This window comes from Streptomyces sp. NPDC043876 (assembly GCF_056435825.1).
Genome location: NZ_JBWKDV010000003.1, coordinates 135,726 through 159,423 on the forward strand (window position 1 = coordinate 135,726; position 23,698 = coordinate 159,423).

The following is a 23,698-nucleotide window of genomic DNA, read 5'->3' on the forward strand; positions in this document are numbered from 1 at the left end:
CGGAGCGTGGTTCCCCGACGGCGGCTGGAGGCCCCGGATGCAGGCATGGCGAGTACATACCCCGGGTGAGCCCCGTGAGGCCATGCGCCTCGAAGAGATTCCCGAACCGGTGCCCGGCGAGGGCCAGGTGAAGCTCAAGGTGCTCGCGGCCAACGTCAACTTCCCCGACGCCCTGCTCTGCCGGGGCCAGTACCAGATCCGGCCGCCGCTGCCCTTCACCCCCGGCGTCGAGATCTGCGGCGAGACCGAGGACGGCCGCCGCGTCATCGCCAACCCGGCCCTCCCGCACGGGGGTTTCGCCACCCACGTCATCGCCGACGCGCGCGCCCTGCTGCCCGCGCCCGACAGCCTCGACGACGCCGAGGCCGCGGCCCTGCACATCGGCTACCAGACCGGCTGGTTCGGCCTCCACCGCAGGGCCCGGCTCCAGCCCGGCGAGACGCTCCTCGTGCACGCCGCCGCCGGGGGCGTCGGCAGCGCCGCCGTCCAGCTCGGCAAGGCCGCCGGAGCCACCGTCATCGGCGTCGTCGGCGGCAAGGCCAAAGCGGCCGCCGCCGAGGAACTCGGCTGCGACCTGGTCATCGACCGCCACACCGAGGACCTGGTCGCCCGGGTCAAGGAGTTCACCGGCGGCCGGGGCGCCGACGTCGTCTACGACCCGGTCGGCGGCGACGCCTACACCGCCTCCGCCAAATGCGTCGCCTTCGAGGGCCGGATCCTGGTCGTCGGCTTCGCGAGCGGCACCATCCCGGCCCCCGCCCTCAACCACGCCCTCGTCAAGAACTACGCCATTGTCGGCCTCCACTGGGGCCTGTACGCGAGCAGGGAAGCGGCGGCCGTCCTCGCCTGCCACACCGAACTCACCCGCCTCGCGGCCGACGGCGCCGTCAAACCCCTCGTCAGCGAACGGGTCCCGCTCGCCGGAGCCGCCGACGCCGTCCAGCGCCTCGCCGACGGCACCACCACCGGCCGCCTGGTCGTCGTACCGGCCCTGGACGGAGGTGCTCGGTGACCACCGCCGACGACGTCCTCGACCGCACCCGCGCGCTGCTCGCCGCCCACCCGCCCGCCGACACCCCCCGCGCCGACTTCCTGCGCGCCCGCTTCGACGCCGGGCTCGCCTGGGTGCACTACCCCGAGGGCCTCGGCGGCCTCGGCGCCCCGCGCGCCCTCCAGGTGGTCGTGGACGCCGAACTCGAAGCCGCCGGAGCCCCCGACAACGACCCGCGCCGCATCGGCATCGGACTCGGCATGGCCGCGCCCACCCTCCTCGCCTACGGCACCGACGAGCAGAAGCGCCGCTTCCTGCGCCCCCTGTGGGTGGGGGAGGAGGTCTGGTGCCAGCTGTTCAGCGAGCCCGGCGCCGGATCGGACCTCGCCGCGCTCGGCACCCGCGCGGTGCGCGACGGCGACGACTGGATCGTCGACGGCCAGAAGGTGTGGACCTCCAGCGCGCACACTGCCCGCTGGGCCATCCTGATCGCCCGCACCGACCCCGCCGTGCCCAAGCACAAGGGCATCACCTACTTCCTGTGCGACATGAGCGCCCCCGGCGTCGAGGTCCGGCCGCTGCGCCAGATCACGGGCGAAGCCGAGTTCAACGAGGTCTTCCTCACCGGCGTACGGATCCCCGACGCCCACCGCCTCGGCGAGGTCGGCCAGGGCTGGGAGGTCGCCCGCACCACCCTCATGAACGAACGCGTCTCCATCGGCGGCATGCGGATCCCGCGCGAGGGCGGCATGATCGCGCCCGTCGCCGCCGCCTGGCGCGAACGCCCCGCACTGCGCACCCACGCCCTGCACCAGCGGCTGCTGGGCCTGTGGGTCGAGGCCGAGGTGGCCCGCCTCACCGGTGAACGGCTGCGCCAGCAGCTCGCCGCCGGAGCACCCGGACCCGAGGGCTCGGGCATGAAGCTCACCTTCGCCCGCCTCAACCAGGAGATCAGCGGCCTGGAGGTGGAACTCCTCGGCGAAGAAGGCCTCTTGTACGAGGACTGGACCATGCGCCGCCCCGAACTGGTCGACTTCACCGGCCGCGACGCCGGATACCGCTACCTGCGCGCCAAGGGCAACAGCATCGAGGGCGGGACCAGCGAGGTCCTCCTCAACATCGTCGCCGAACGCGTCCTGGGCCTGCCCCCCGAGCCGCGCGACGACAAGGACCTCGCCTGGAAGGACCTGGCCCGATGACCTCCACCCCCGACCTCCTCTACTCCGACACCGAGGAAGAAATGCGCTCGGCGGTGCGGGCGCTGCTCGCCGACCGCTGCGCCCCCGCGGCCCTCCTCGGGCGCCTGGAAAGCGGCAGCCCCCACGACCCGGAGCTCTGGTCCACCCTCGCCTCGGGCATCGGCGCCGCCGGACTGCTGGTGCCGGAGAAGCTCGGCGGGCAGGGGGCGAGCCACCGCGAGGCCGCCGTCGTCCTGGAGGAACTGGGCCGGGCCGTCGCCCCCGTCCCCTACCTGACCAGTTCCGTCCTGGCGACCGCGATCCTGCTGGAGTGCGACTGCCAGCACCCCGCCGTCGCCGGGCTGCTCGCCGAGCTGGCATCGGGCACCCGCGTGTGCGTCCCGGTCCTGCCGCTCACCCTCGCCCCCGGAGCGCCGCCCGTCGCCGTGCGGGACGCCGGGGACGGGGTGCTCGGCGGCACGGTCACCGCGGTCGCCGACGCGGCCGCCGCCGACGCGCTGCTGGTCCTCGCCGACACCGGGCTGTACGCCGTTCCCGCCGAGCAGGCCCGGATCGACCCGCAGGTCCCGCTCGACCTGACCCGGCCGCTGGCCGCCGTCACCCTGGAGGGGGCGCGCGGCACCCGGCTCGCGGATCCCGCCGGCGCCCGCGCCGCGATCGCGGGGGCGCTGCTCGCCGGCGCGGGCCTGCTGGCCTCGGAGCAGCTCGGGCTCGCGCAGTGGTGCCTGGAGGAGACCGTGGCCCACGTCCGCACCCGGCACCAGTTCAACCGGCCCATCGGCTCGTTCCAAGCCCTCAAGCACCGCCTCGCGCAGCTGTGGCTGGACGTCGCCTCGGCCCGGGCGGTGGCCCGCGCCGCCGCCGACGCCCTGGCGACCTCGGCCCCGGACGCGCCCCTGGCCGTGGCCGTCGCCCAGGCCTACTGCTCGGGCGTCGCCGTCCGGGCCGCCGAGGAGTGCGTCCAGCTGCACGGCGGCATCGGCATGACCTGGGAACACCCCGCGCACCTCTACCTCAAGCGCGCCAAGGCCGATTCCCTGGCCCTCGGCACCGCGGGCCACCACCGGTCCCTGGTGGCCGAGTTCGCCGAACTCCCGGCGCCCTGAGGGCATCCGTACGGCCGTCGTGAACGCACCGGGCGGGAACGTCCAGGCGGGAGCGTCATGCTGGACCAGGCGCCGGCGGCCGGTAGCGGCCCCGGGGCCGCGCAGTCGGCCCGGACGCGCACACCGCGCCGGCCCGGGCGGCCGGTGCCTGACGGCAACCGGCCCCGAGGACTTCGCGCCCGTCCGCCTTGCCGCCTGCGTCGCCGGGAACAATGAGCCCCGGCCCCCGGCCGCTCACCCGGGCTCGGCGTCCTTCCCGGGCCGGGCAGGGGCGTCCCGCGCGCCGCAGCCGCGGGCCACGGCGTCGGCGAAGACCCGGGCGAGCGGGGTCAGCGCGTCCCAGCGGCGCACGGCCCAGCCGACCGGGAGCGGCGGCAGGTCGGGCAGCGGGACCAGGCGCAGGGGACCGTCCCCCGGGATCCGCCACCCCGGCAGGGCGGGCACGACGGCGTGACCGAGACCGAGTTCGGCCAGGAGCAGCGCGGTGTCCCAGTCGGCGACGCCGGTGTCGGAGCCGCCGCGGACACCCAGCTCGGCGAGCGCGGCGTCCAGGCGCGCCCCCGAGGTGGAGTTGTGGGGGAGCCGGATGAGACTGCTGCCGGCGAGATCGGCCGGGCCGGCGTACGGTCGGCCCGCGAGCGGGTCGTCGGCGCGGACGGCCAGCACCCAGGGCAGCGCGACGACGGGGCGCTGCTCGATGCCGCGCACGGGGCCGTCGATCGTGACCCAGGCGAGGTCGAGGTTTCCGGCGGTGAGGGCGTCGAAACAGCTGCGGCTCGACGTTTCCGTCCGGAACTCCAGACTGACCTTCGGGTAGCGCTGCCGGAAGGCGACGATCGCCTCGGACATGAAGTGCCGCACCGTGGTGCCGCCCGTGGTGACGCGGACGGAGCCGCTCTCGCCATGGGTGAGGTCCGCGATGCGCCGCAGCGCCAGATCCAGGCCCGCGATGCCGTCCGACGCGGCGTCGCACAGGACGCGCCCGGCCTGCGTCGGCACCACCCCGCGCGGCTGGCGCTCCAGCAGGGCCACACCGGCCTCCCGCTCCAGCCGCTTCACGTGCTGGCTCACCGCCGACTGGGTCCGCTCCAGTTGGCGGGCGACGGCGCTGAGGCTGCCCGCCCGGCACACGGCCACGAAGACGCGCAGGTCGTCCAGAGTCATGTCGCCCACGCTAACCTTCCCCCCAACTCCCTAGCCAGAGCTGGGACATGGCGAGAAAATCATAGGATTGACTGGGGTCCGCTGTTTCAGGAGGATCGTGTGCAGGGCCCAGGCGGCAACCCGTCCGGCGCTTCCGCCGGGTCCGGACCAGAGGCGGAGGCACGGACGGGTGTCGACCTCTGCCGTCGAGGGACCGAAAGGACCGCCCCGTGCCCGCACCCCCTGCCACCGGTCCAGCGCCCGACCCCGCGCCCGGTCCAGCACCCGGCTCCCGGCCCGCTGCCGCCCGCGGCGACACGGTCACCGGCCGGGCCGTTTCGCTCCTGTACGAACGGGGGGCCGCGGACATCGCCCACCCCGGCGGCACCCTCCTCGCCCACCTCCAGCGCGTCCGCGCCCGGCTCGCCCGGTGGGACGCCCGTCCGGCCCTCCAGCTGGCGGGCCTGTGCCACGCCTGCTACGGGACCGACGGATTCCCCACCGCCCTGCTGAGCCTTGAGCGCCGCACGGTGCTGGCCGAGGTGATCGGCGCCGAGGCCGAAGCCCTCGTCCACCTCTACGCGTCGTGCGACCGGCATGCCACGTATCCGACGCTCGCGGAGCCCGGTGGCGCCTTCCGCGACCGGTTCACCGGAGGCCTCCACGTCCCGTCGGCGCAGCAGCGGCGCGACGTCGCCGAGCTGACGGCCGCCAACGAACTCGACCTCGCCGACATCGACCCCGTCTTCCGGGGGCAGGCGCGCATCGGACTGCTCACCCTGTTCACCCGACTGCGGCCGCTGCTGAGCGGTCCTGCCCGGGCGGACTGCCGCAGCCTGCTCGAATGAACCGGACGCGGGCGGCGCGTAAAGGGACCGCCCGTACCGAACGAGAGGACGCCATGCAGATCGCCGTCACCACTCCGACCGGCAACGTCGGCCGGCACGTCGTCACCACGCTGATCCGCGCCGGGATCCGGCCGCGCGTGCTGCTGCGCGACCCCGGCCGGCTCGCCCCCGGGATCCGCGGGGAAGTGGACGCCGTGCGGGTCGACCAGTACGACCCGGACGCGGTCGCGGCCGCCACCCGTGCGGTGGACGCCCTGTTCTGGGTCGACCCGACCACCGGGGGCGAGGACCCCCTCGCCGACTACGCGCGCGCCACCGCCGCCGTGGTCCGCGCAGTCAGGGAGAACCGCATCGGCCGTGTCGTCTTCCAGAGCAGCGTCGGGGCGGAGAAACGGCACGGAGCGGGTGAGATCGACGGCCTGGCACACACCGAGACCGCGCTGGACGCGGCCGCCGCCGACACGGGCACCGACGTCACCCATCTGCGCTGCGGCTACTTCTTCACCAATCTGGAGCTGCAGCTCGACGCCCTGCGGACGGGCACCCTCCCGGTGATCCTTCCGCTGGACCAGCCCATGGCCTGGGTGGCGCCCCGCGACATCGCCGAGGTCGCCGCGACCCGCCTGCTCTCTCCCGCCTGGTCGGGACGCGCGGTACAGGCGGTCCACGGACCCGCCGACCTCACCTGGCAGCAGGTCGCCGACATCCTCACCACCGCCACCGGCCGGCCGATCGGCGTCGAACGGATCACCGACGAGGCCATGCGCACTCGGCTCCGCGGGGCCGGGATGACCGACGGCCTGGTCGAGGCCGTCATGGGCATGTCGACGGGTCTGCGCGAAGGATTCGTACCCGAGCAGCGCCGCACCGTCCGGACCACCACCCCGACCTCCCTGGCCGCCTGGGCCCACGCCCACCTGCGCCACCGGCTCGCCGACGCCCCGGGATGATGCGCGCGGGGCGGGCAGCGGAGGAGCCCGGCGGGTTCACGCCTCGGGAACGACGTTGCCGTCCTCGTCGAGGGCCAGGTGGATCCGGGTCGGTTCCTGGCTGTTGACGTCGGAGGGGCGCGGTCCCTCGGGCCCGTCGGGACCCCAGCGCAGCAGACGCCGGGTGCGGGCGATCTGGTACACCGTCCCCTGGAACTCCAGCCGGTTCACGCGCCCGGCACGCAGCGCGTCGGCGGCCTCGGCGTACGCGGCCAGCTCACCGTTGCGCGCGCCGGGAACGGTGCCCGCCCCGGCGTCCCGGGTCTCGGTACGGGCGTCCGCGCTCGTGTCGGCGTCGAGGGGGATGAGCCCGCGCATCCGCGGCCACGCCCAGGTCAGGGTGAAGTCCATGGACTTGCGGGCTTCGTGCGCACTGACGTGCGGACCGCTGACCGGTTCCCAGTGCCGGGCGCTCGTCCGTTCCACGACGGTGAAGGCAGGCGGCAGCACCAGAACGTCCGGGTGGCTCTCCAGGGCCCGCCGCGAGTCGGCGAGCACCGCTTCGGGAAACCGCGTTCCGCTGTAGCGCAGACCGCGCAGGGCCAGCTGTTCCCCGGCCCGGGTCGGCGGAACCGGCTCGTCCGGGTCGAGGACCAGGGCGTCGTCGATCTCCGGCCCCTGCGCCCCGCGGACCCAGTCGGGAACCAGTGGCTCCGGGTCGGTCGGGCGCGGTTGCTCGATCCCGTCGGGGCCCGAGCCCGCGTACTCCTCGGCCCGCACGACCCGGTACCGGGTCCCGGCCACGTCGAGTTCGTCGACCCGCTCGGTCTCCAGCCGGGCCACCGCCGCGAGCAGTGCCCGCCGCTCCGCCCGGTCCTTCGCCTCGTCCTTCGCACGGAACCACAGCTTCGAGTTCAGACTGTCGCGCGCGATCTGCGGGCACGGCTCCATGATCGCGACGACCACGTGCCACCGCCCCGCATCACCCGGATACTGCGCCGCCACCCCGAAGAGCGGCCCGCGCACGACCACCTCGCCGACCCGGGCCGCCGCGTCCACCGGGTCGGCCTCCATCGCGGCCTCCACCGGCTCGACCGGTACCCGCACCACGATCGGCCGCCCCGCGCTCCGCCCCGCATCCCCATGCTCCATGCCCCCATCCTGGCGACCGGAGCCCCGCACCGCTGCCGATTCGGGGATCCCTCCCCCTCCCGGGCCGCGGCGGAGGGGACCGTCAGACCGCGGCCGGGGGCTGCGCCACCTCGCCGGCGCGGCGGTATTCGGCGTTCAGGCGCTGTGCTTCTTCCAGCTGGTCTTCCAGGATGACGATCCGGCACGCGGCCTCGACCGGGGTGCCCTGGTCGACGAGTTCCCGCGCGCGGGCGGCGATGCGCAGCTGGTAGCGGGAGTAGCGCCGGTGCCCGCCCTCGGAGCGCAGCGGGGTGATGAGCCGGGCTTCGCCGATGGCGCGCAGGAACCCCTGGGTGGTTCCGAGCATGGCGGCCGCCCGGCCCATGGTGTAGGCGGGGTAGTCGTCGTCATCGAGCCGGCCGAACGAGTCGTTTGCCGTCATTTGCACCTCTCTGTGGAACGCGTGGAGGGGCCTTGGTGCCATACGGCACCAAGGCCCCGAAGGAACTGCTACACCATCTGCCGGCCTCAGTCCTGCGCCGGCCTTCTATTTCCGCGGATCCGGTCGGCATGCGGCCGGAGGCGCGGGGATCGCGGTTGCTTGACCGGAGACCACCTCACTATCGATGTCCTGCGGTACCCGGACTCAGTGGTTCCGCCCGGGCGATCCTGATGGCGCTCTGCTCCTCCGTTCTTCCCTCTGGGTCGATCACTTGCCTTGCTGAACTGCGTACTGCGGGTCCTGCTCTGCGTCCGGTACGCGCGTCCGCAGCCGACGCCTTTACCGGACTATTGCTCTCGGCGGCCCCTGATCACCGCGGGCCACCCGGTCCGGTCGTCAGTCCCGTCGCCGTCCTGCACAAGCCCTGGCTTCGAAACTCCACCACCGCACCGCTCTGCACACTGCGTGTCCTGCAAGAACTACTGAACTACTGCAACTACGTGCCCGGCAGTTCGTCTCTCCGGGCCTTGGTCGATCTCGGCTACGAGAGAAACCATAACCACGTCGCAACGCAATGTCTACTCCGTCGAGCACAGATTTCTGCGTGTCCATCGGTGAGCTAATCGGCCTGGCTAGGCTGCAGACCATGAACGGGACGACGGACAGCGGTGCGGCGGGCGATCTCCGGCTCTTCGACGCGGGGGAGGTGGCCGCCGATCCGGAGCTCCGGCCCGCGTTCGCGGCGTCGGCCCACCGGATCCTGGCCGACCTGGTCCGCGGCGGTGCGGCGCTCGGCTGGGTCGAACCCCCCTCGCCGGACGAGGTGGCCGGACTCCTCGACCGCGTCATCGCCGCCGCCCACGCGGGGGACGCGTCCCTGCGCGCCGCGTACGTCGGCCGCCGCCTGGCCGGGTTCGGCTACTGGACGCGCTACGCCCGCCCCACCCATCGCCCGCACGCCGACCTGGAGAAGGTCGCGGTGGAGGCCGCCGCGCACGGCCGCGGCATCGGCCGGGCGCTGACGGCCGCCCTGATCGCCGACGCGGACCGGGCGGGGATCGAGGTCCTCACCCTGGACGCCCGCGGCGACAACGGCAGCGCCCTGCACCTCTACCACTCGCTCGGTTTCAGCGAGTACGGCCGGCTGCCCGACTTCGTCGCCGTCGGGCGGCGCCGCTACGACAAGGTCTTCTGCATGCTGGATTTGCGCCGGCACCGGGAATCGCCGCCGGTGGGGTGACGTCCCGGGCGTTCAAACCCGACGCGGGACAAGATCACCGCTTCGAGGTAAATGCCACCTGGTTCGCGAGGGCGAATGGCGGGGGCCACTAGCGTTCTCAACGGTTCTGGTCCGATTGCCGCATCTTGTGCGCGGTGTGCCCTCGCCGAGGGCGACCACGCATCCGGGACGCCGATCGCCGCCTCGCGCACACCAAGGAGATCCCGCCGATGACCGTTGACACCAGCCCGGACGCCCAGGTGGAGCCGCCTCGGCAAGCCAGCCTGGGCACGGCGGCCGCCCGTAACCTCGCCACCACGACCAAGTCCGCCCCGCAGATGCAGGAGATCACCTCCCGCTGGCTGCTGCGGATGCTCCCTTGGGTGGAGACCAAGGGCGGCACCTACCGGGTGAACCGCCGGCTGAGCTACGCCGTCGGCGACGGCCGCGTCGAATTCGTCCAGGACGGCGGGAGCGTGCGCGTGATCCCCCGCGAACTGGGGGAGTTGGCCCTGCTGAAGGGCTTCGAGGACCTGGAGGTGCTGACCGCGCTCGCCGACCGGTGCGTCCAGCGCGACTTCCGGTCCGGCGAGGTCCTGGCCGAGCGGGGCGCCGCCGCGGAGCAGGTCCACCTCATCGCCCACGGCCGGGTCTCCCAGACCTCCGTCGGCACATACGGCGACGAGGTGGCCGTCGCGGTCCTCGCCGACGGCGAGCAGTTCGGCGAGGACGCCCTGCTGGACGCCGACGCCCGCTGGGACTGCACGGTCACCGCCGAGACCGCGGGCACCCTGCTCACCCTGTCCCGCGCCGACTTCGCCGCCGTACTGTCCGGCTCGCCGGACCTGCGGGACCACGTCCGCCGGTTCAGCGCGCTTCCCTCGCAGCGGCAGAACAAGCACGGCGAGGCCGAGATCGCGATGTCCGCCGGCCACACCGGCGAGGCCGAGCTGCCCGGCACCTTCGTGGACTACGAACTGCACCCGCGCGAGTACGAACTCTCCCTCGCCCAGACCGTGCTGCGGGTCCACACCCGGGTCGCCGACCTCTACAACGAGCCGATGAACCAGACCGGGGAGCAACTCCGGCTGACCATCGAGGCGCTGCGCGAGCGCCAGGAGCACGAGCTCATCAACAACCGGGAGTTCGGCCTGCTCCACAACGCCTCCTTCAAGCAGCGGATCCAGACCCACTCCGGCCCGCCCACCCCGGACGACCTCGACGACCTGCTCTGCCGCCGGCGCGGTTCCAAGTTCTTCCTCGCCCACCCCCGGACCATCGCGGCGGTGGGCCGGGAGTTCAACACCCGCGGGCTCTACCCGGACCACGTCGACCTCGGCGGACAGCAGGTCCCGGCCTGGCGCGGGGTCCCGATCCTGCCCTGCAGCAAGATCCCCATCACCAAGGAGAACACCAGCTCCATCCTCTGCATGCGCACCGGCGAGGACAACCAGGGCGTCATCGGCCTGACGCAGACCGGGCTGCCGGAGGAGTACGAGCCGGGCCTGTCCGTGCGCTTCATGGGCATCGACGAGCGGTCGATCATCTCCTACCTGGTCACCACCTACTACTCCGCCGCGATCCTGGTGCCCGACGCGCTCGGCGTGCTGGAGAACGTACAGATCGCGCGCAGGCGCGACTGAGTCCTTCCGTCCGGGCGTACCCGGATCCCGGGCGGCCCGCCCACCCCACCAAGGAGCCACGGATGCCCGAGCCCGGGCCTTCCCCGCTGCGGCCGAGCCCGCCGACCGCCGCGACTCGCTTCGGCGCCCACGTCCTCGCAGGTGCCCCCGCCCCCGCCCCCGCCCCGCCCGAGGCCCCCGCGCCGCCGCCCTCCGCCGCCCCCCTGCCCGGCCCGCCCTCCGCCCTGGAACGGGTCCTGCGCGGCCCGAACGGGCTGGGGACGGCGGGCCTGCGCCTCACCCCGCGCCCGGAGCCCGTGGCGCCGCCGGTCCCCCCGTCCGCCGCGGATCCCGGTCCGTCGCCGCTCCCCGGACCGGCGACGGGCCGACCCGTCCCCGGGCTCTACCACCACCCCGTGGCGGAGCCGGACGCGGTGCGGGTGGAGGAGGTCAGCCGCAGGATCAAGGCCTGGGCACTGGACGAGGTCCAGCTGTACCCCGAGGACTGGGAGGACCAGTTCGACGGCTTCTCCGTCGGGCGGTACATGGTCGCCTGCCACCCGGACGCCCCCACCATCGAGCACCTGATGATCGCCACGCGGCTGATGGTCGCCGAGAACGCCCTCGACGACTGCTACTGCGAGGACCACGGCGGCTCGCCGGTCGGCCTCGGCGGCCGGCTCCTGCTCGCCCACACCGCGCTCGACCCCCTGCACACCACGCAGGAGTACGCGCCGCAGTGGGCGCAGTCCCTCCACGCGGACGCCCCCCGGCGCGCCTACCGCTCCGCCATGGAGTACTTCGTACGGCAGTCCACGCCCTCCCAGGCCGACCGGTACCGGCACGACATGAGCCGCCTGCACCTGGGCTACCTCGCCGAGGCCGCGTGGGCCCAGACGGACCACGTGCCCGAGGTGTGGGAGTACCTCGCGATGCGGCAGTTCAACAACTTCCGCCCCTGCCCCACCATCACCGACACCATCGGCGGCTACGAACTCCCCGCGGACCTGCACGCGCAGCCCGCCATGCAGCGGGTCATCGCGCTCGCGGGCAACGCCACGACCATCGTCAACGACCTCTACTCGTACACCAAGGAACTGGCCGCCCCCGGACGGCACCTGAACCTGCCGGTGGTGATCGCCGACCGCGAAGGCGCCTCGGAACGGGACGCCTACCTGAAGGCGGTCGAGATCCACAACGAGCTGATGCACGCCTTCGAGGCCGAAGCCGCCGACCTGGCCCTCGCCTGCCCCCTGCCGAGCGTGCTGCGCTTCCTGCGCGGAGTCGCCGTGTGGGTCGACGGCAACCACTACTGGCACCAGAGCAACACCTACCGCTACAGCCTCCCCGACTTCTGGTAAGTCGCGGCACAGATGGGACTGATTCTCCATGACCGGTACCAACCTCGGCACCGCCCCCGCCTCCTCGGCCTCCGTGTTCATCCCCACCCCGGCGACCGCCTACCAGGGGGACATCGCGCGGTACTGGGACCACGAGGCCCGGCCCGTGAACCTGCGCCTCGGTGACGTCGACGGGCTCTACCACCATCACTACGGCATCGGCGACGTCGACCGCGAGGCCCTTGGCGACGCAGGCGACAGCGCGTACGAGAAGAGGCTGATCGCCGAACTCCACCGCCTGGAATCGGCGCAGGCCGAAGTCCTCCTGGACCACCTCGGCGCCATCGGGCAGGGCGACACCCTGGTGGACGCCGGCTGCGGCCGGGGCGGCTCGATGGTCATGGCCCACCAGCGCTTCGGGTGCAGGGTCGAAGGGGTGACCCTGTCGGCGAAGCAGGCCGAGTTCGCCAACAACCGGGCCCGCGAACTGGGCGTGCAGGACCACGTCCGCGCCCGCGTCTGCAACATGCTCGACACCCCCTTCGAGACCGGGCGGGCCGCCGCCTCGTGGAACAACGAGTCGAGCATGTACGTCGACCTGCACGACCTCTTCGCCGAGCACTCCCGCGTCCTCGGCGTCGGCGGCCGCTACGTGACCATCACCGGCTGCTGGAACCCGCGCTACGGCCAGCCCTCGAAGTGGGTCTCCCAGATCAACGCCCACTTCGAGTGCAACATCCACTCGCGCCGGGAGTACCTGCGCGCCATGGCCGACAACCGCCTCGTCCCGCAGGCCGTCATCGACCTGACACCGGACACCCTGCCGTACTGGGAGCTGCGGGCCACGTCCTCCCTGGTCACGGGCATCGAGGAGGCGTTCATCAACTCCTACCGGGACGGCTCCTTCCAGTACGTCCTCATCGCGGCCGACCGCGTCTGACGGACCGGTCGGGCCACCGCCGCCGCGAGCCGCCGGGCCGGCCCCCGGCGGGCCCGGCGGCCGGGCACACCGCCGGGCGGTCCCTCTGGGATGCTGGGGCCGAGCGGAGGGGGTGGGGCATGCCGCTGGTCGGAAGCGCGGGCGTGGCCGGTCGGGGCGTCGAGGTGGCTCGGGTGGGCGCGGGCGAGCGGTGGCGGGTGACCCGGCCGTGGCCCGCCCGCCTGCGCCCGATCGTGCACAGCTACGCGGGGTACGGGGAGGTGGCGGCCTCGCCCTCGCCCTACCGGGTGCGGCTGGTCCCCACCGGACGGGCGGTCGTGGTGATCAGCCTGGGGGAGCCCTTCGCCCACATCCGCAGGCTCGGGGACGCGGGCCCGTCCAGCCGGGTGACCGGCTCGCTCGTCGCGGGGCTGGAGAACGGGCCCCGGGTGTGCGACCACCCCGGTGGCCAGGAGGCGATCCGGCTCGAACTGACCCCCCTGGGCGCCTTCCGGCTGTTCGCCATGCCGATGAGCGAACTGACCGACCGGGTCGTCGAACTGCGCGACGTCCTCGGCCCCGGGGCCGAGGTACTGGTGGAACGGCTGGCCGCCGCCCGCGACTGGGGCGCCCGGTTCGACCTGCTGGACCACGCGCTGTCGGCCCGGCTCGACACCGGTCCGCTGCCCGCGCCCGAGGTGGGGCACGCCTGGCGGCTGCTGTCGGCCGCCGAGGGAGCGGTCCCGGTCCGCCGCATCGCGGCCGAAGTGGGCTGGAGCCAAGGGCACTTGACCCGCCGCTTCACCGAACAGGTGGGCCTGACACCCAAGATGTCCGGCCGGGTGCTGCGCTTCCACCGGGCCATGCGGCTCCTCACGCACGACACGGCGCCGCCCGTCGAGGTGAGCGCCGCCTGCGGCTTCTACGACCAGGCGCACCTGAACCGCGAATTCCGTGCCCTGGCCGGGACCACCCCGGGGCGGGTGGCGGCCGTCGGTCTGGCGGAGGGCGCGCTGGCCCTCTGAGAGCGGCGAGGTCGATTTTGTCCAAGCCAGGCCCCGCGACCGTCGATAGTGTCCCCGTCGTAGCCGACCGGCAATCCGACCAGGGGGACGTTCTCGATGGAAGACCTGCTGCGCATCCTCGTGTCCGGCGCGCTCGCCGGTGGCCTGATCGGCCTGGTGGGGGCCCTCAGCCGGCGCAACCGCAACCGCCGCGAGGGCGGCGGACCGGACGGCCGCTGACGCCGTACCGCTCCCGACGGCCGAGTGGTCCGGGTCATCGCACGGTTGACCGGCACTCCGGAGCTCCCTCGTCGTTTACCCGGTAGTACGACGAGCTACGAGCGGAGACCGCATGCCTGCCCGCACCACCCCCGCGCACGCGCCCGACGGGTCCCTGTCCCTGCACCCCGACTGGTTCACGAGCTGCTGGACCCTCGTCCTGCCGCCGCGCCACCAGGCGATGGTGCTCGCCATGCTGTTCGCGACGGCGATGCGCCGGCGGGCGGAGGGGAGCCTCGACGACATCGCCCTCCAGGTCCTCGGCGACCGGGACCGGCAGCGGAAGTACCGCCTCGGCGACGACGGGCTGGACTCGCCGCTGCTGTGGCTCGACCAGGAGGGCGTGGAGCTCGCGGAGAGCCCCGAGGAGGCGGCGCGGATCACGGCGGCCGCCGCCGCGCACCGGCAGTGGTTCGAGGAGGCGCTGCGCTCCCTGCCCCATCCCGCGCCCTCGACCGTCCGCGACCTGGCGGCCGTCATGCAACGCCTCGGCCTCGCGCGGGAGTCGGAGGGGCGCTGGTCGGTGCCCGACGAGCTGCCCCGCCCGGACGACGTGCTCCCGCTGCCCGCCGACCTGCTGGAGCGCATCCGGCGGATCCGTCGCCACGACGGCGTCGCACCGGCCGAGCAGGCGCTGCTCGCCCACTTCACCGACACCCTGCGCCGACCGGAGCGGGTGTCCACCTCGTTGCAGCGGCTGGAGCGGGCCACCGGCTTTCCGGCGGACCGGATCCGGGAAGCCCTCGACCACCTCGCCGACGAGCAGGGCGACCTCGCGATGTACCGGGGCGATCCGCCGGCGCCGGTCGCCGCGCGGAACCTGCCGGCGCACGCCCGCTTCCAGATCGTCGTGGACTGGCGCAGCGTCGCGGAGGGCCGCATCCAGGTGGGCCGCGCCTGAACCGCCGCCCGGGGCGCGGCCGTACGGCCGCGCCCGCCTACGGCGTCCCGTCCGGACGGGCGAGCCGGCCCAGCAGGGCGAGGGTGTCGGCCAGCGGGACCGGCCGGAAGAAGCGGGCGTCGGCCTCCTCGACGGCGGCCATCGCCCGCGGGGCCAGTTCGGCGCCGGCGTCCGTGACGCGCAGCCGCTTGGCGCGGGTGTCGTCCGGGTCGACCTCGCGGGCGATCAGGTCCTTCTGCTCCAGCGTGCGCAGCACCTGCGAGGTCATCTTCACGTCGGTGCCCGCCTGCCGGGCCAGGGCCTGCTGGTTGGGGTGCTCGCCCTGGCCGTTCATCCAGTAGGTGCAGGCGAGCAGGACGAACTGGACGTGTGTCAGGCCCAGCGGGGCCAGGGCCGCCGCGATGCCGCGCTGCCAGCGCAGCGTGGTGTGCCAGAGCAGGAATCCGGGGCTCTCGCCGGGCTGCACGGTCATCGGCTCCGGGCGGCGAGGGCGGTGAGCGCGGCCATCGTCTCCGGCCAGTCGGCGGTGATGCCGGGGCCGATCTGCGGGCCGACCTCGTCGGCGCCCGTACCGGTGATCTCCATGCGGTAGACGATACGGGTCCGTCCCCCGGGCAGCGGGGCGAGGGTGTGCGCGGTGCGCAGGACGAGTCCGCCCATGCGGGCCTCGTCGGTGAAGGACGTGCCGGGGACCAGGTCGGTGACGCGCAGTTCGATGGGCGAGTCACCGGGAGGGGTCATCGTGATCCCGGCGCCGACGGCGAAGGGGCCCTCGAAGTCGATCCGCTCGATCTCGCCGTTCCAGGTGCCCCAGTTCGGTACGTCGGCCCACAGCGCCCAGATCGCCTCGGCGGGGGCGTCGGTCTCCACAGCGTGCTCGTAGTCCCACATGGCGGTTCTCCTCGGTGATCGTGCGGGCGATTCATCTGTGTACAGACTATCTACGCGCAGACTATCTGTCCAGCGGGGTGCGCGATCGGCGGCACGCGGTGACCTCGTCCGCCGCGCGGCGTTAGACCCCGTAGCGCTGCCACCGAACGAGGGAGAACGCATGCACGCGGCCACCGGCCCGACCGCCCCACCGACCCGCCGTATGGCGCTGCGCACCGTCTTCACGGCCGCCGTGCTCGCCGTCACCGGGGCCGCCCTGACCCCCGTACTGCGCGCCCGGCGTCCCCGGCAGACGCTGACCCCGGCCCCGCTCACGGAGGAGACCTACCGCGGGCGGCACATCGCCGTCGGCCGGGACGGGATCCACATCGACGGCCGGCCCCTGCACGTCATGCGCCGCGCCGACGGCAGCTACCTCAGCGGGGTCAACCACTTCGAGTCCTTCGCGACGCCGCTGGAACTGGCCCGGGCGGCGGTCGACGAGCTGGGGACCGCCCGGCTGGCCCTCGCGGCGGGCGCCCCGCACCACGGCTGACGCCCGTCGCGTCCGGACCGTACGGCCGCACCCGACGGGACAAGGGGACAGGGGAGGAAACCCGCGTGTACACCCGGCAGAACCAGAAGAACCTCACCAGCGCGCAGAAGAAGCGGTTCACGGCCGCCGTGCTGGAGCTCAAGCGCAACGGGACCTACGACGCCTTCGTGCGCACCCACGACAAGTACTTCGTGCCGGACCGGGACCGCAAACTCCGGGTCGGTCACATGTCGCCGTCGTTCTTCCCGTGGCACCGCCGCTACCTGCTGGAGTTCGAGAAGCAGCTGCGGACGCTCGACTCCGGCGTCTCCATCCCGTACTGGGACTGGACCACCGACAACAGCCCCGTCTCCTCCCTCTGGGCGGAGGACTTCCTCGGCGGCACCGGCCGGGACGGCGACCGCCAGGTGATGACCGGCCCCTTCGCCCACGCGCGCGGCAACTGGACGGTCACCGTCGGCGTCACCGAGTCCCGCTTCCTGACCCGAAACCTCGGCCGCCCGCAGAACCCCATCAGCCTCCCCACCGCCGCCGAACTGCAGACGGCGCTCGACGACCCGGTCTACGACTCGGACCCCTGGGACTCCACCGCGCGGGCGGGCGGCTTCCGCAACAAGCTGGAGGGCTGGGCCGCGCCCAAGAGCGAGCGCTGGCGCAACCACAACAAGGTCCACCAGTGGGTCGGCGGACACATGACGGGCGGCACGGCCCCCAACGACCCGGTGTTCTGGCTGCACCACGCCTTCGTCGACCTCGTCTGGGACCGCTGGCAGCAGCGCCACCCCACCTCCGGCTACCTGCCGGCGACCCCGCCGCCGGAGTACGACCTCCAGCACGGCCGGGTGATCGCCCTGGACGAGCCGATGCCGCCCTGGGGGGTCACGCCGCGCGAGTTGCTCGGGCACGGCGGCCTCTACCGCTACGAGACCTGACGGGCCCGCCGCGCCGGCGGGCGCGGAGCACGAAAGGAAGGCCCCCGCCGAACGGCGGGGGCCTTCCTCACGGAACAGCGGTCATGCGGTGGGCAGCGGTCAGCCGCCGTAGCCACCCTGGGTGTGGTGGTCGCCGCCGCCCGACGCGTTGACGCAGGTGTTGCCGAACGCCGGGTTCAGCAGGGCGATCACGTTGACGGTGTTGCCGCAGACGTTCACGGGAACGTGGACCGGAACCTGGAGCAGGTTGCCCGAGAGGACACCGGGGGAGCCGACCGCCGCACCGTGCGCTCCGGCATCGGCCGCGGCCAGACCGGCGCCGGCGGCCAGGGCGCTACCGGCGGCAGCGGTGACGACGAGTGCCTTCGCGATACGCGACATCAAGATCTCCTAGTAAGGAACGGGGCGCCGCAGAGTCTGCGGCATTTGACATGGCGTACAACGCCGCGGCCGCCCCGGAGTCACGGCCGCTGCGTCCACCTGGTGGGGTCGGGACTACCCGGACAGCCGTACGGAGGCGAAATAGACGGTTACGGGCGCGCTCGTCCCCGGCAGGACGTAGGCGGCCGGTTCGCCCTTGCAGCCCGGTTCCCGGTACAGCGCGGCCCGCAGCCGGGTCTGGTTCACCACGCCCCGCGAACCGCCGCCCTCCGCCGCGTGGCACCCCGCGCGCGCGGGGAGCGCGTGGGCCTTGTCGTCCTGGCCGATGTACTGGAAGTCCGTGCCGGCGGCCGTGGCCGTGGCCGTGCCCGCGGCTCCCGCCGCCGCGGCCAGCAGCAGCACCGGCCCGATGGCCGCTCGGATGGTGTGGTGGATGCGCATGGAGGTCTCGCCCCTCGGGGAACGTACGGAACGTGTGGAACGGCCGGTGCGGGTGCACCCGTCCGGGGTCCAACCCGCCCGCACCCGCTCCGGGTCACGCCTTGTCACCCGTAGGTGGACGTGCGACCGTGCGCCCAGGAGCGGATACAGGAGGACGCGATGAGCGCATCGGGAGCCCGCCCCAGGGCCACGACCGGGCACGGAGTGCTCGAAGGGCGGTCCGAGGGCCGCGTCTCGGTCTTCCGCGGCATCCCCTACGCCGCCGCGCCCGTCGGCGCTCTGCGCTTCGCCGCGCCCGCGCCCCCGCGCGGCTGGGACGGCGTACGGGACGCGGGGGCGTACGGTCCGACCGCACCCAAAGTGCCCTACCCGCAGCGGTTCGCGGCGCTCCTCGCCGACCCCGACATCCCCGGTGACGACTGCCTCAACCTCAACGTCTGGACGCCCGCCGGTCCCGGGGAGCGGCTGCCCGTCATGGTGTGGCTGCACGGCGGCGCCCTCACCCGCGGATCGGGCGCCGTGCCCGTCTACGACGGCTCCGCCTTCGCCCGCGACGGAGTGGTCCTGGTCACGGCCAACTACCGGCTCGGCGTCCTCGGCTACGGCCTCTTCCCCGACGCGCCCGCCAACCGGGGCCTGCTGGACCAGATCGCGGCCCTGGAATGGGTGCGGGACAACATCGCGGAATTCGGCGGCGACCCCGCCCGGGTCACGGTCTTCGGGGAATCGGCGGGGGCCATCAGCGCGGGCGCCCTGCTCGCCGCGCCCCGCGCCGCCGGTCTCTTCGCGCAGGCGGTCCTGCAGAGCGGCGCCCCCGAGGTCTTCCCCCGCGACCGGGTCCGGCCGATGGTCCGCCGGATGGCCTCGCTGCTCAAGGTGCCCGCCACCGCCAAGGCCTTCGCCGAGGTGGACCCGGACGCCCTGCTCGCCGCCCAGGCCGCCGTGCTGCGCCGCTCCGGACCGCTGCTCGGCGGGCCCGCCTTCTTCCTCGTCACCGACCCGGACACGCTGCCCGAGGACCCCCTCGACGCGGTCGTGGACGGCCGCGCGGCGCGGAAGATACCCCTGCTGGTGGGCTGGACCGCGCAGGAGCACCGGCTGTGGCTCGCCCCCAGCGGGGCCATGCGGCTCTTCGACCAGCTCGGCCCGCTGGCCGTGGCGCTGGCCCGGCACCGCAGCGGCAAGGACCGGCTCGCCGTGCGGGAGCTGCGCGAGGCGCTGCCCGGGATGAGTTCGGCGGACCTGGTGGGCCGGCTGCTGACCGACCAGCTGCTGCGCGATCCGCTGCGCCGGCTGGCGGGAGCCGGGCGCGGGGCGCCGAGCTACCTCTACGAGTTCGGCTGGCCCTCCGGCCTGCCCGGGCTCGGTGCCTGCCACGCGCTGGAGCTGGGCTTCGTGTTCGACACCCTCGACGTGCCGGAGAGCACCTGGCTGACCGGTCCGGACGCGCCGCAGGCGCTCGCCGACGAGATGCACGCGGCCTGGGTGCGCTTCGCGGTGACCGGGAGCCCGGGCTGGGAGCCCTGGGACGGCAGCGGCCCGCCGAGGACGTTCGGCGGGCCGGAGCACGAAGGGGAAGGGGGAGGGGCGGTGGCGCGGCGGGGAGCCGCTACTCCACTGGTCCTTCCATGACCTTGCTGATGTACTGGATCGGGCCCTCGCCCATGTTCGGCACGTAGGTCTTGGCGTTGTGCTGGCCGCCCGGGATGACGCGCAGGCTCGTGTGGATCGGGCCCTTGGTGTAGTTCGCGATGAACTTCTGCACGTCCGGCAGGGTCTTCTTGTTGCTCTCGTTGTCACCGACCTGGAAGGCCAGGTAGACGTCCGGGCCCTTCTTCGCGATGAGCTCCTTGGCCAGCAGTTCCGGGTTGTTCGCGGCCTTCTCCTGCTCGTGCCCCTTCCAGAGCAGCGAGTCGGGAACGACGTCCGGGCCGGAGGCGATCACGGCCTTGAACTTCTCCGGGTACTTCAGCACCGCCTTGAGGCCCGCGAAGCCTCCGGTGGAGGAACCCATGAAGGCCCAGCCGTCACGGGACTTGATGGTGCGGAAGTTCTCGCGCATCAGGTCCGGGACGTCGTCGGTGAGCCAGGTGCCCATCTTGGGCTGACCCGGAATATCGGATCCGTCCCAGTAGGTACCGTTGTCGTCGGGTGCCGGGTTCAGTACGGGCATGGCCAGGATGAAGGGCTTGCCCTTGCCCTCCGCCGACCACTTGCCGATGCTCTTCTGGAGGCCGAGGTCGGTGCCCATCCAGTAGTTGTTCGGGTATCCGGCGCCGCCGGGCAGGGCGATCATCACCGGGAAGCCGCTCTTGGCGTACTTCGGGTCGAAGTACTCCTTCGGGGCCCAGACCCAGACCTTGCCCTTGAAGCCGGACTTCTTGCCCGTGATGGTGGTCACGGCCACGTGCGTGCCGTCGTCCAGCGTCATCGAGTTGGCGAACTCGGCCTTGGGGCCCGTCGGCATCAGCGCCTTGGCGTTGGGCGCCTGCTGCGTGCCGCCCGCCTGGCCGCCCGCGTCGGGCTTGCCGAAGGACACCGCGGTGCCCTTGTCCGTGAACGGGGGTATCTCGAAGTACGTCATCGCGCCCGCCGCGATTGCCGCGAGCGCGAGCACGCAAACGCCGCCGATGACCCAGCGCTTGACGCGCGACGGGCGGCGCTCCTCCTGCGCGTCCGGGGCCACGTGGCCGCAGGTCGGGCACAGTTCACCGGGCTGCACGCCGCGGTGGCGGTCCTGGCCCTGCTGCCCCGGGTACGGGCCCTGGCCGGGACCCTGCCCCTGGTACTGCCCCTGGCCCTGCCCGGCGTACTGCTCCTGCCGCGGGGACTGCTGGCGCGGCAGCGGCTGCGTGTGCTGCTGCTGGTAGGGCCCGTCGGATCGCTGCCCCTCCGGCGGGTACGGCTGGTACGGCTGGTACGGCCCGTCGGGCGAATACGACATGTGCGGGGCTCTCCGGCTGTCTGCGGCCCCGCGGCGGCGGGGGTGGTCTTCTTCCGTTCGAAGGATGAACGACAGAGCCCTCAGGTTCCTAATTTTCCATTTTCTTTGTCTCCTCCAGGGCACCTTCTTACCCGGCACCGAGCGTGCAGCGCGCGTTCTCCTTCCGTTGGTCCGCGCTCTCTGGCCCCTGCACATGCCCATCGGTATGGTGCGTCCGCGCCGCCCCCAGAACACCCCCCATCAGCCGGAGGTATCCCCGTGTTCGGCCTGCCCTCGTCACGGCCCCGCCGCACCACCGCCCTCGCGTCCGCGATCGGCCTCACCGCCGCCTTCGCCGCCCTGTGGACCTCGCTCGGCACGGCCCAGCCCGCTCACGCGGCGTCGCTGCCCGCCCCGGACCACGTCGTCGTCGTGGTGTTCGAGAACCACGCCTACAACCAGGTCATCGGGAGCTCCAGCGCCCCCTACATCAACTCGCTCAAGTCGGGCGGTGCCGGCCTGAGCCAGTCGTTCGGCGTCACCCACCCCAGCCAGCCCAACTACATGCAGCTCTTCTCGGGCTCCCACCAGGGCGTCACCGACGACAGCTGCTACACCCCCGGCTTCAGCTCCGCCCCCAACCTGGCCTCCGAGCTGATAGCCGCCGGCAAGACCTGGGGCAGCTACAACGAGACCCTCCCCAGCCAGGGCTCCACCACGTGCAGCAGCGGCAAGTACGCCCGCAAGCACAACCCCTGGTTCGCCTTCTCCAACGTGCCCACCAGCACCGCCAAGACCATGGCCCAGTTCCCGACGGACTACACCACCCTGCCCAAGGTCTCCTTCGTCGTCCCGAACCTGTGCAGCGACATGCACGACTGCTCGGTCGGCACCGGTGACACCTGGCTCAAGAACAACCTCAAGGCCTACGCCGACTGGGCCAAGACCCACAACAGCCTCCTCGTCGTCACCTTCGACGAGGACAACCGGCTCGCGGGCAACAAGATCCCGACCGTGCTCTACGGCCAGCCCGTGGTCCCCGGTTCCACCTCCGCCACCACCTACAACCACTACGACGTACTGCGCACCCTGGAGGGCCTGGCGGGCCTGACCACCCACGCCGGGAACGCCGCCACCGCCCATGAGATCACCGGGATCTGGGCCGGCTGACGATGTACGTTGCGGACAGCCGCGGCACCCCCGCGCCCGCCGTGACCAGCGCACCGGCCGTCGCCCCGGGCACCCGCCCGGGGCGGCGCGCCGCGCTCGCCCCCACGGTCCTCGCCCTCGGCACGGTCAGCCTGATCACCGACGTCTCCTCGGAGATGGTCGCGGCCGTCCTGCCGCTCTACCTCGTCGCCGGACTCGGCCTCTCCCCGCTCGGCTTCGGCCTGCTCGACGGCCTCTACAACGGGGTCGGCGCCCTGGTCCGGCTCACCGGCGGCCACCTCGGCGACCGCTTCCACCGCCACAAGCTGCTCGCCGGACTGGGCTACGGCCTCTCCGCGCTCTGCAAGCCGCTGCTCCTCCTCGCGCACACCCTCCCCGCCATCGGCGCGGTCCTCGCGCTCGACCGGACCGGCAAGGGCCTGCGCACCGCCCCGCGCGACGCCCTGATCTCGCTGGCGAGCACCCCCGAGAACCGGGGCCGGGCCTTCGGCGCCCACCGGGCCATGGACACCGCCGGCGCGCTCATCGGTCCGGTGCTCGCCTTCGTGATCCTGCGCGGAGCCGCCGACGGCTACGACGCCGTCTTCACCGTCAGCTCCTGCGTCGCCGCCCTCGGCGTCCTCGTCCTGGTGCTCTTCGTGCCCCGCGGTGCGGATGCCCGCGGCACGGACACCCGCGGCACGGACGGGGGCGCCGGGGACACCAAGGCCGCCGCGCGCCCCTCGCTGCGCGCCTCCGTCCACCTGCTGCGCCGCCCCGCGCTGCGCCGGATCGGCCTCTGCGCCCTGCTGCTGGGCCTGTGCACGGTCAGCGACGCCTTCGTCTTCCTGCTGCTCCAGCGCACCACCGGGATCGCCGACCGCTGGTTCGCCCTGCTGCCGCTCGGCACCGCCGCCGCGTTCTTCCTGCTCGCCGTGCCGCTGGGCCGGCTCGCCGACCGGATCGGCCGCCGCCGCGTCTTCCTCGGCGGACATATGGCCCTGCTGCTGGCCTACGGGCTGCTGCTGGCCGGAGCCGGCGGGGCCGCCCTGCCCTACGCGGTGCTCCTGCTGCACGGCGGGTTCTACGCCGCCACCGACGGCGTCCTGATGGCGGCCGCCGCGGGCACCGTGCCCGAGGAGCACCGCGGCGCGGGACTCGCCCTCGTCCAGACCGGCCAGGCACTCGCCCGCTTCGTCTGCTCCCTCGCCTTCGGCGCCGCCTGGACCGCCTGGGGATCCCGGCCCGCACTGACCACCGCCGCCGTCCTGCTCGCCCTCGCCACCGCCGTGTGCGCCCGCCTGCGCCCCGACGAGGGACCCGACGCCGGAGCGGACCCCGCCGTCACGGCCCCGCACTGACGCGTCCCCACC

The 23,698-nt window shown here is 73.4% G+C and carries 25 protein-coding genes; 17 read left to right on the top strand and 8 right to left on the bottom strand.

What is annotated here, in order from left to right:
* Positions 1–37: 37 nt before the first annotated feature.
* Genes AC0693_RS10010 through AC0693_RS10020 form a run of 3 tightly spaced genes read left to right on the top strand, consistent with a single transcriptional unit; the run spans position 38 to position 3,296 of the window.
* Positions 38–1,012, top strand: a complete 975-nt coding sequence (locus AC0693_RS10010) for an NADPH:quinone oxidoreductase family protein (protein WP_478801439.1) — start codon at positions 38–40, stop codon at positions 1,010–1,012.
* Positions 1,009–2,190: an acyl-CoA dehydrogenase family protein gene (locus AC0693_RS10015; protein ID WP_478801440.1), complete on the top strand. Its 1,182-nt coding sequence runs from the start codon at positions 1,009–1,011 to the stop codon at positions 2,188–2,190. The genes AC0693_RS10010 and AC0693_RS10015 overlap by 4 nt, the downstream gene beginning before the upstream one ends.
* Positions 2,169–3,296 carry an acyl-CoA dehydrogenase family protein gene (locus AC0693_RS10020; RefSeq protein WP_478801849.1) on the top strand — a complete coding sequence of 376 codons (1,128 nt, stop codon included), beginning with the start codon at positions 2,169–2,171 and terminating at the stop codon, positions 3,294–3,296. The genes AC0693_RS10015 and AC0693_RS10020 overlap by 22 nt, the downstream gene beginning before the upstream one ends.
* A 234-nt stretch (positions 3,297–3,530) precedes the next feature.
* Here the strand turns inward: AC0693_RS10020 and AC0693_RS10025 are convergent, their stop codons facing one another.
* Complete coding sequence (locus tag AC0693_RS10025; RefSeq protein ID WP_478801441.1) at positions 3,531–4,460, bottom strand: LysR family transcriptional regulator; 930 nt, start codon at positions 4,458–4,460, stop codon at positions 3,531–3,533.
* A 323-nt stretch (positions 4,461–4,783) separates the two neighbouring features.
* Between AC0693_RS10025 and AC0693_RS10030 the strand changes: the two genes are divergently transcribed.
* Together AC0693_RS10030 and AC0693_RS10035 are read left to right on the top strand one after the other, a co-directional pair.
* Positions 4,784–5,287 carry a DUF6817 domain-containing protein gene (locus AC0693_RS10030; RefSeq protein ID WP_468468614.1) on the top strand — a complete coding sequence of 168 codons (504 nt, stop codon included), beginning with the start codon at positions 4,784–4,786 and terminating at the stop codon, positions 5,285–5,287.
* 53 nt (positions 5,288–5,340) lie between these two features.
* A complete protein-coding gene (locus AC0693_RS10035; protein ID WP_469315682.1) occupies positions 5,341–6,237 on the top strand; it encodes an NAD(P)H-binding protein in 897 nt (298 codons plus the stop codon).
* Positions 6,238–6,273: 36 nt separating this feature from the next.
* Here AC0693_RS10035 and AC0693_RS10040 read toward each other — a convergent pair whose 3' ends face one another.
* Together AC0693_RS10040 and AC0693_RS10045 are read right to left on the bottom strand one after the other, a co-directional pair.
* Entirely contained in the window at positions 6,274–7,368 is a 1,095-nt protein-coding gene (locus AC0693_RS10040) for a DUF5954 family protein (protein ID WP_478801442.1), read from the bottom strand.
* 82 nt (positions 7,369–7,450) lie between these two features.
* On the bottom strand, positions 7,451–7,789 hold the full coding sequence (locus AC0693_RS10045; RefSeq protein ID WP_356412489.1) for a MerR family transcriptional regulator: 339 nt from the start codon (positions 7,787–7,789) through the stop codon (positions 7,451–7,453).
* A gap of 646 nt (positions 7,790–8,435) precedes the next feature.
* Between AC0693_RS10045 and AC0693_RS10050 the strand changes: the two genes are divergently transcribed.
* The 7 genes from AC0693_RS10050 to AC0693_RS10080 all read left to right on the top strand — a co-directional run bounded on the left by AC0693_RS10050 (position 8,436) and on the right by AC0693_RS10080 (position 15,073).
* Positions 8,436–9,029: a GNAT family N-acetyltransferase gene (locus tag AC0693_RS10050; protein WP_469336119.1), complete on the top strand. Its 594-nt coding sequence runs from the start codon at positions 8,436–8,438 to the stop codon at positions 9,027–9,029.
* Positions 9,030–9,238: 209 nt separating this feature from the next.
* A complete protein-coding gene (locus AC0693_RS10055) occupies positions 9,239–10,651 on the top strand; it encodes a family 2B encapsulin nanocompartment shell protein (protein WP_478801443.1) in 1,413 nt (470 codons plus the stop codon).
* Between the two features lie 62 nt (positions 10,652–10,713).
* Complete coding sequence (locus AC0693_RS10060) at positions 10,714–11,991, top strand: family 2 encapsulin nanocompartment cargo protein terpene cyclase (RefSeq protein ID WP_478801444.1); 1,278 nt, start codon at positions 10,714–10,716, stop codon at positions 11,989–11,991.
* A 28-nt stretch (positions 11,992–12,019) separates the two neighbouring features.
* A complete protein-coding gene (locus AC0693_RS10065; RefSeq protein WP_469315687.1) occupies positions 12,020–12,910 on the top strand; it encodes a geranyl diphosphate 2-C-methyltransferase in 891 nt (296 codons plus the stop codon).
* A gap of 119 nt (positions 12,911–13,029) precedes the next feature.
* Positions 13,030–13,914: a helix-turn-helix domain-containing protein gene (locus AC0693_RS10070; protein WP_478801445.1), complete on the top strand. Its 885-nt coding sequence runs from the start codon at positions 13,030–13,032 to the stop codon at positions 13,912–13,914.
* 96 nt (positions 13,915–14,010) lie between these two features.
* A complete protein-coding gene (locus AC0693_RS10075) occupies positions 14,011–14,133 on the top strand; it encodes a hypothetical protein (RefSeq protein WP_356412493.1) in 123 nt (40 codons plus the stop codon).
* Between the two features lie 112 nt (positions 14,134–14,245).
* Positions 14,246–15,073 carry a DUF6042 family protein gene (locus AC0693_RS10080; RefSeq protein WP_478801446.1) on the top strand — a complete coding sequence of 276 codons (828 nt, stop codon included), beginning with the start codon at positions 14,246–14,248 and terminating at the stop codon, positions 15,071–15,073.
* Between the two features lie 37 nt (positions 15,074–15,110).
* Here AC0693_RS10080 and AC0693_RS10085 read toward each other — a convergent pair whose 3' ends face one another.
* Together AC0693_RS10085 and AC0693_RS10090 are read right to left on the bottom strand one after the other, a co-directional pair.
* Positions 15,111–15,545 carry a MarR family winged helix-turn-helix transcriptional regulator gene (locus AC0693_RS10085; RefSeq protein WP_469315690.1) on the bottom strand — a complete coding sequence of 145 codons (435 nt, stop codon included), beginning with the start codon at positions 15,543–15,545 and terminating at the stop codon, positions 15,111–15,113.
* The gene (locus AC0693_RS10090) at positions 15,542–15,964 is read right to left on the bottom strand and encodes an SRPBCC family protein (protein ID WP_356412498.1); all 423 of its coding nucleotides are present in this window, start codon (positions 15,962–15,964) and stop codon (positions 15,542–15,544) included. The genes AC0693_RS10085 and AC0693_RS10090 overlap by 4 nt, the downstream gene beginning before the upstream one ends.
* 160 nt (positions 15,965–16,124) lie before the next feature.
* Between AC0693_RS10090 and AC0693_RS10095 the strand changes: the two genes are divergently transcribed.
* Both AC0693_RS10095 and AC0693_RS10100 read left to right on the top strand, forming a co-directional pair.
* Positions 16,125–16,499 carry a tyrosinase family oxidase copper chaperone gene (locus tag AC0693_RS10095; protein WP_478801447.1) on the top strand — a complete coding sequence of 125 codons (375 nt, stop codon included), beginning with the start codon at positions 16,125–16,127 and terminating at the stop codon, positions 16,497–16,499.
* Positions 16,500–16,564: 65 nt separating this feature from the next.
* Positions 16,565–17,431, top strand: coding sequence for a tyrosinase family protein (locus tag AC0693_RS10100; protein ID WP_478801448.1), 867 nt, complete (start codon positions 16,565–16,567; stop codon positions 17,429–17,431).
* A gap of 99 nt (positions 17,432–17,530) precedes the next feature.
* Here the strand turns inward: AC0693_RS10100 and AC0693_RS10105 are convergent, their stop codons facing one another.
* Complete coding sequence (locus tag AC0693_RS10105) at positions 17,531–17,812, bottom strand: chaplin (protein WP_469315693.1); 282 nt, start codon at positions 17,810–17,812, stop codon at positions 17,531–17,533.
* Positions 17,813–17,926: 114 nt separating this feature from the next.
* Entirely contained in the window at positions 17,927–18,253 is a 327-nt protein-coding gene (locus AC0693_RS10110; RefSeq protein ID WP_469315694.1) for a hypothetical protein, read from the bottom strand.
* 159 nt (positions 18,254–18,412) lie between these two features.
* On the opposite strand from AC0693_RS10110, the gene AC0693_RS10115 reads away from it, so the two are divergent.
* Positions 18,413–19,885 (top strand): carboxylesterase/lipase family protein, encoded by a 1,473-nt coding sequence (locus tag AC0693_RS10115; RefSeq protein ID WP_478801449.1) that lies wholly within the window; start codon positions 18,413–18,415, stop codon positions 19,883–19,885.
* Here AC0693_RS10115 and AC0693_RS10120 read toward each other — a convergent pair.
* Positions 19,863–21,197: an alpha/beta hydrolase gene (locus AC0693_RS10120; protein ID WP_469315696.1), complete on the bottom strand. Its 1,335-nt coding sequence runs from the start codon at positions 21,195–21,197 to the stop codon at positions 19,863–19,865. The genes AC0693_RS10115 and AC0693_RS10120 overlap by 23 nt on opposite strands.
* Positions 21,198–21,455: 258 nt before the next feature.
* Here AC0693_RS10120 and AC0693_RS10125 point away from each other — a divergent pair, with 258 nt between their 5' ends.
* Positions 21,456–22,346 (top strand): alkaline phosphatase family protein, encoded by an 891-nt coding sequence (locus AC0693_RS10125; protein ID WP_478801450.1) that lies wholly within the window; start codon positions 21,456–21,458, stop codon positions 22,344–22,346.
* Positions 22,347–22,348: 2 nt separating this feature from the next.
* Entirely contained in the window at positions 22,349–23,686 is a 1,338-nt protein-coding gene (locus tag AC0693_RS10130) for an MFS transporter (RefSeq protein WP_469315697.1), read from the top strand.
* The last annotated feature ends 12 nt before the right edge of the window (positions 23,687–23,698 follow it).